This is a genomic window from Streptomyces yokosukanensis (assembly GCF_001514035.1).
Taxonomy (GTDB): Bacteria; Actinomycetota; Actinomycetes; order Streptomycetales; family Streptomycetaceae; genus Streptomyces; species Streptomyces yokosukanensis.
Window position 1 is genome coordinate 396,246 of the sequence record NZ_KQ948209.1, and the last position, 6,171, is coordinate 402,416.

Here is a 6,171-nt window from a genome sequence, read left to right on the forward strand (position 1 = left end):
CGGATGACCACGGTCGAAGGCCAGGCCGGGTCGGCACTGCAGGAGCGCCTGCGCCACTTCAGGGCGCTCCTCGGCCCCACCCCGGTCACGCCCGTCACACTGGACGTCGGCGGTCGCCCCCGAACCGTCCACCTCAAGCTGGAAGGGCACAACCTCGCCGGCTCGGTGAAGGCGCGTACGGCCTACGGGCTGGTGCGCGGCCTGCTGGAGTCGGGGCGGCTGCGGCCCGGCGACCGGCTCCTCGAATCCACCTCCGGCAACCTCGGCATCGCGCTGGCGATGCTGGCACGCTATCTGCAGATGGGTTTCACCGCGGTGGTGGACCCGCTGGTGGCGCCGGAGAGCCTGCGACGGCTGTCGGAACTGGGCGCCGAGGTGGTCACGGTCACCGAGCGGGACGCCTCCGGCGGATACCTCCTGTCCCGGCTGGACCGGGTGGCGCAACTCCTGGAGGAGAACCCCCGCTACGTCTGGACCAACCAGTACGGCAGCCCCGACAACCCGGCCGTGCACCGGGAGCTGACCGGCCCGGAGCTGCTGGGTCAGCTGCCGAAGGCCCCGGACGCGGTCTTCGCCGCGATCTCCACCGGGGGGACGTTCGCCGGCGTCAGCCGGTACTTCCGGGAGCACAGCCCGACCACCGAGATGGTCGCGGTGGACATCGAGGGCTCGGTCGCCTTCCGCGGCCGGCCCGGGCGGCGCCATCTCTCCGGCATCGGAGCGAGCCGGCCCTCGGCGTTCCTCGACGACTCCCTCGTCGACCACCTCCAGGTCGCCGACATCCGGGGCGCGGCGCACTACTGCCGGGTGGTGCTGCGGGAGGCCGGGCTGCACATCGGTGCCTCGGCCGGCGCAGTGCTCGCGGGCTGTGCGCGGTACCTGGAGGAGCGCCCCGAGGCCGAACTCGTGGTCTGCCTCTGTGCGGACGGCGGGGAGAAGTACGCCGGCACGGTCTACAACGACCACTGGCTGCGGTCGATCGGGGTGACGCCGCCCGGCGGTGACGCGCCCGACTCCGCTCTCTCCGGGACCGCTATCCTCTCTGGAGTCGGATGAAATAAATTCAGAGAATTTTGCAGAATTCCGAAGAATCCCAGGGAATTCAAGAGGGTTTGGGGTCGGGCATGCCGATGCAGAGTGTCTCGGAGATCCGGGGCGATCTCCAGGAGTTCGTGCGGGGCGGTGGCGGATCGGCCGCTGTCGAGCGGGCGTTCGCGGCCGTCGGACAGCTGGCGGACAGCGAACTGCAGCGCACGGACGAGCACGACGTGGCCATGCTGCTGTGCCTGGCCGGTGTCTGCGCCGGCCTGGCGGGCGGCGGGCCGACGGCGCTCGAACTCCGCGCGGTGGCCGACCGCTACGCGGACACCTCCATCCTCTACACCGGCCGTGTCCTGCCCCGGGTCGAGGAGACCGTCGAACTGATCTACCGGGGGGTCGAGGAGAAATCCGCGGAGATCCTTCTGGAGGCGGCCGACGCCATCAGCCAGGGCTGGGCCGAATACGCCCGCTCCGATTTTCCCGCCGCCTTTTCACAGCTGGCCTCGGCGCTGGGGATCGAGGGCACTGGAGACGAATTCCTGGAGACCTCGTACGTCTCCTGGAAGCGGGGACTGGAGGACAGTGCCCGCGGCTCCGTCGAGGAGGCGCTCGCCGCATTCGGGACGAGCCTCGAGAAATACCGGAAATACTCCTACTACGCGGACGCCGCCTGGCTCTACACCGACCTCGTGATCGCCCGCCTGCTCAGCGGGGAGGTGCAGGCGGCGGTCCGGGTGCTGGACGAGCAGCGCCGGTACGTGGACGACGTGATCGCGTCGGCCGGGCACCGGCCGGCCACGGAGGGCACCTCCTACGCCTTCCACCTCGGCGACGTACGAAGCGGCGGGTACAGCTCGTTCGTGGACTCGGCGGTGGTGGGGCCGCAGGGGCTCGGTCCCGACGACCGGGCGCTGCTGCGCCGCTACGTCCGGGTCAGCGAAAGCCTGCTGGCCTACGCCGGTTCGCGCTCGCGCCGGGACCTCGACGCGGCACTGGACCTGTTCTCCTTCGGATGGCTGGGCTACCTCGACTCGCCCTACCCGGAGATCTTCCACCGGCTGGTCCGGCATCTGGAGGGCCCCGAGCCGGTCGCGCCGCTGCTGCTCACCGTGCACGTCCGCTGGCGCGGCCTGCTGCAGGCCAGCCAGCTGCGGATCCGGTCGGCCGATCTGATCCGCACCGCGATGGACCTGAGGGAGCGTCTGCAGGCCGCCGGCCTGGAGACGGAGGCCGACATCGCCCTGCTGGACGCGGGCATGCTCCACTTCGCCCTCTACGGCAAGGCGGCCACGGCGTCCTGGCTCTCCCGCCAGCTCGCCGAGCTGCGCCGACTGGTGCCGGGCCCCCTGCAGGCCGTCGTGGAGGCGCTCCAGGTGCCGCCGCAGGCGGGACTGCAGACCCCGCTGGCGCACTACCTCGGGGCGCGGGCGGCCCACCGGGTGCCGGACTTCATGCCGGCGTTCGGGGTGTTCCGCCGGGACCTGCGCAGCAGACGGGAACTGCCCGCCGAGGTGGACCTCGCCTGCTACGGGGAGAGCCTGTGGATCAACGGAATCCTGATTTACGAGACCGCTCCCGCCGCGCTGGTCGCGATCCTCGGCGAACTCGGATGTGAGCTGACGCAGGCCCGCGCCGAGGAGCGCGAGGTCCCCTACCTCTCCGCGGCCGAACTGGCTGAGCGCACCGGACGGACCAGCAGCGCGGTGGTCCAGGTGGTACGGCGGTTCCGGGCCGTCTGCCAGGAACAGCTGGACCGCAGCACCGAGTTGGGCCTGAAACCGGACGACGTGCTCCAGGGCCGGCCCGGCTACCGGTTCAGCCCGACCGTCGTGGGCGAGGTGGAATTCCGCCTGCTGCCGGGCAAGTCACCGACCTGACACATCATTTGACCGACCGACGATTCACGAACCGTTCCAAGGAGCCCGGGTGTCCCACCTGATCATCGAGCCGACCGACGTCGCCGCGGACTGGAAGTTCGCCGTGGTCCTCAAGGCGAAGCTGCCCGCCGGGGTGGCGATCAACGCCGCCACGCACACCGCTCTGGGCCTGGCCGCCAAGGCCGCGGCCGAGCACCCCGAACTGGCCGCCAAGATGTCCTTCCTGAACTTCCTGGACGCGGACGGCGGCACGCACGCGCCGATCTCCGGCCTCTCCCTGGTCGTCCTGGAGGGCCGCGCGGCCGGACTGCGCCGGTTCCGCGCCGAGGCGGGCGCCGCCGGTCTGCTGGTCAACGACTTCGTCTCGGCGATGACCGGGGACACCTACGCCGAGCAGCTGGAACGGGTCGCCGGCCTGCCCGAGGAGGAGCTGGAGTACTACGCCGTGGCCGCGTTCGGCCGACGCGACGAACTCGATCCGCTCACCAAGAAGTTCTCCCTGTGGAAGTAGCCGCGGGGAGCCATGGACACCAGGAGATGAGGATTCATGACCGCTGCAACGCCCCTCGCCGTCATACCGGGCGCCCTCGTCGAGGACGTCCTGCGTGACGCCCACGCGGAGGCGCTCCGGATCGTCGAGGAGGTCTACGTCCAGTCCGTGCAGAGCCGTCTGGTCAACCCGGAGAGCCTGTTCCTGCGCCCGGACGCGCAGGCACGGGAACGGGTGATCGCCCTCCCCGCCTACGTGCCCGAGCCGAACCCGGCCATGGGCATCAAGTGGATCTCCAGCTTCCCGGAGAACCTGAGCCTCGGACTGCCCCGGGCCTCCGCGGCCATCGTGCTCAACGACGTGGCCACCGGCTTCCCGGTGGCCCTGCTGGAGGGCGCGAGGATCAGCGGTCTGCGCACCGCGCTCTCCGCCCTGGTCGGCGCCAACACGCTGACGGCGGGTGGCCGGCGGGCCGCGAAGGTCGCGATTCTGGGCACCGGCTACATCGCAGCCAACACGGTCTCCGCGTTCCTCGCCGACGGCTGGACCTGGGACCGGGCCACGGTGTTCGACCTCGCCGTCGAACGCGCCGAGGCCTTCGCCGGCCGGTTCACCGGCCGGGCCGAGCTGGCCGTGGCGCACAGCGCCGAGGAGGCCCTGACCGACGCCGACCTGGTGCTGCTCACCACCACCGCGATCACCCCGCACATCGACAGCCTCCAACGGCTCGCCCCGAACGCCACCGTCCTGCACATGTCCCTGCGGGATCTGACCCCCGAGGCCCTCTCCGGCGCCGAGCACTTCGTCGACGACGTCTCCCACGCCCTGCGCGAGCGCACCTCGCTCGCCCTCGCCGTGGAGGCCGGCACGGTGCGGCGCGACGCGATCCGCGCGGTGGGCGAAGTACTCCTCGGCGACTGCCGACGCACCCCGGACCGCCGCGCGGTCTACGCCCCCTTCGGTCTGGGCTCGCTCGACATCGCCCTCGCCTCGCTCGTCCTGGAGCGCGCCCGCGATCTGCCCGAGGCCCTGATCGTCGAGGACTTCTCCGGCACCGCCGCCCGGTGAACGCCCCCGGCCCCGCCGGACGCCACTGACCTCGGCCGAAACCGTTCCCCTCGTTCGGCCTCCGTCTCGCCTCCGTCTCGTCTTCGTCCCACCCTGACCACGCATCACCGGCAGCCCGTCGCGGCCGCGCCGTCGATGCCCCCTGCCCTGCTGAACCCGTCTGGAGTACCGGCATGCCCGAAACCGCCCTGACCACCGAGGACTTCAAGGTCGCCGACCTCTCCCTGGCCGAGTTCGGCCGCAAGGAGATCACGCTCGCCGAGCACGAGATGCCGGGCCTGATGGCGATCCGCAAGGAGTACGCCGAGGCCCGGCCGCTGGCCGGCGCCCGTGTCACCGGCTCGCTGCACATGACCGTGCAGACGGCCGTCCTGATCGAGACCCTGGTCGCGCTCGGCGCGCAGGTCCGCTGGGCGTCCTGCAACATCTTCTCCACCCAGGACCACGCCGCCGCCGCGATCGCCGCCGCCGGCATCCCGGTCTTCGCCTGGAAGGGCGAGACCCTCGAGGAGTACTGGTGGTGCACGGAGCAGGCGCTGACCTGGCCCGGCCACGCGGGCCCGAACATGGTCCTGGACGACGGCGGTGACGCCACCCTCCTCGTCCACAAGGGCGTCGAGTACCGCAAGACCGGCCAGCTCCCGCCCGCCGACAACGAGGAACTGGCCGTCGTACAGGCCCTGTTGAAGGCGAGCACCCTCGACTGGACGGCACTCGCGGCCGAGATCCGGGGCGTGACCGAGGAGACCACGACCGGTGTCCACCGCCTGTACGAGATGCACCGCGACGGCGCCCTCCTCTTCCCGGCGATCAACGTCAACGACGCGGTGACGAAGTCGAAGTTCGACAACAAGTACGGCTGCCGGCACTCGCTGGTGGACGGCATCAACCGTGCCACGGACGTCCTGATCGGCGGCAAGACCGCCGTCGTCTGCGGCTACGGCGACGTCGGCAAGGGCTGCGCCGAGTCCCTGCGCGGCCAGGGCGCCCGCGTCATCGTCACCGAGATCGACCCGATCTGCGCGCTGCAGGCGGCCATGGACGGCTACCAGGTCGCCACCCTGGAGAGCGTCGTCGGCGTCGCCGACATCTTCGTCACCACGACCGGAAACCGTGACGTCGTCATGGCCCGCCACATGGAGCAGATGAAGCACCAGGCCATCGTGGGGAACATCGGTCACTTCGACAACGAGATCGACATGGCCGGTCTGGCGAAGATCCCGGGGATCGTGAAGGACGAGGTCAAGCCGCAGGTCCACACGTGGACGTTCCCGGACGGCAAGAAGATCATCGTGCTGTCCGAGGGGCGTCTGCTGAACCTGGGCAACGCCACCGGCCACCCCTCCTTCGTGATGTCCAACTCCTTCGCGGACCAGACGCTCGCCCAGATCGAGCTGTTCACCAAGCCCGAGGAGTACCCGGTCGGCGTCTACGTGCTGCCCAAGCACCTCGACGAGAAGGTCGCCCGTCTCCACCTGGACTCCCTCGGCGTCGAACTGACCACCCTGACCCCGGACCAGGCCGACTACCTCGGCCTGCCCGTGGAGGGCCCCTACAAGCCCGAGCAGTACCGCTACTGATCAGCGCTCAGCCGCTCCGCCGTACCGCACCCGCCACCTTTCCCGCCTTTCCCGTCTTTCCCACCATTCCTGCCAACTCTGCGACCAGCGAAGGGATCCACCATGTCTCGCCGCC

At 70.6% G+C, this 6,171-nt stretch carries 5 protein-coding genes; all 5 read left to right on the forward strand.

Features of this window, described 5'->3' with window-relative positions; translation table 11 throughout:
• Positions 1 to 3: 3 nt before the first annotated feature.
• The 5 genes from AQI95_RS11710 (at position 4) to ahcY (ending at position 6,056) form a co-directional block, all read left to right on the forward strand.
• Positions 4 to 1,056 carry a pyridoxal-phosphate dependent enzyme gene (locus tag AQI95_RS11710; protein ID WP_107121607.1) on the forward strand — a complete coding sequence of 351 codons (1,053 nt, stop codon included), beginning with the start codon at positions 4 to 6 and terminating at the stop codon, positions 1,054 to 1,056.
• Positions 1,057 to 1,124: 68 nt separating this feature from the next.
• Positions 1,125 to 2,918, forward strand: a complete 1,794-nt coding sequence (locus AQI95_RS11715; protein ID WP_067121130.1) for a hypothetical protein — start codon at positions 1,125 to 1,127, stop codon at positions 2,916 to 2,918.
• 49 nt (positions 2,919 to 2,967) lie between these two features.
• Positions 2,968 to 3,429, forward strand: coding sequence for a DUF2000 domain-containing protein (locus AQI95_RS11720; RefSeq protein ID WP_244188708.1), 462 nt, complete (start codon positions 2,968 to 2,970; stop codon positions 3,427 to 3,429).
• Between the two features lie 36 nt (positions 3,430 to 3,465).
• Positions 3,466 to 4,476, forward strand: coding sequence for an NAD(P)-binding domain-containing protein (locus AQI95_RS11725; RefSeq protein ID WP_067121132.1), 1,011 nt, complete (start codon positions 3,466 to 3,468; stop codon positions 4,474 to 4,476).
• A 173-nt stretch (positions 4,477 to 4,649) separates the two neighbouring features.
• Positions 4,650 to 6,056 carry an adenosylhomocysteinase gene (gene ahcY, locus AQI95_RS11730; RefSeq protein ID WP_067121134.1) on the forward strand — a complete coding sequence of 469 codons (1,407 nt, stop codon included), beginning with the start codon at positions 4,650 to 4,652 and terminating at the stop codon, positions 6,054 to 6,056.
• Positions 6,057 to 6,171: the final 115 nt, after the last annotated feature.

What these genes read in the sequence shown, in the direction of transcription:
- AQI95_RS11710 (WP_107121607.1), top strand. Translation starts at nt 4, where the DNA reads ATGACCACGGTCGAAGGCCAGGCCGGGTCGGCACTGCAGGAGCGCCTG.
- AQI95_RS11715 (WP_067121130.1), top strand. Translation starts at nt 1,125, where the DNA reads ATGCCGATGCAGAGTGTCTCGGAGATCCGGGGCGATCTCCAGGAGTTC.
- AQI95_RS11725 (WP_067121132.1), top strand. Translation starts at nt 3,466, where the DNA reads ATGACCGCTGCAACGCCCCTCGCCGTCATACCGGGCGCCCTCGTCGAG.
- ahcY (WP_067121134.1), top strand. Translation starts at nt 4,650, where the DNA reads ATGCCCGAAACCGCCCTGACCACCGAGGACTTCAAGGTCGCCGACCTC.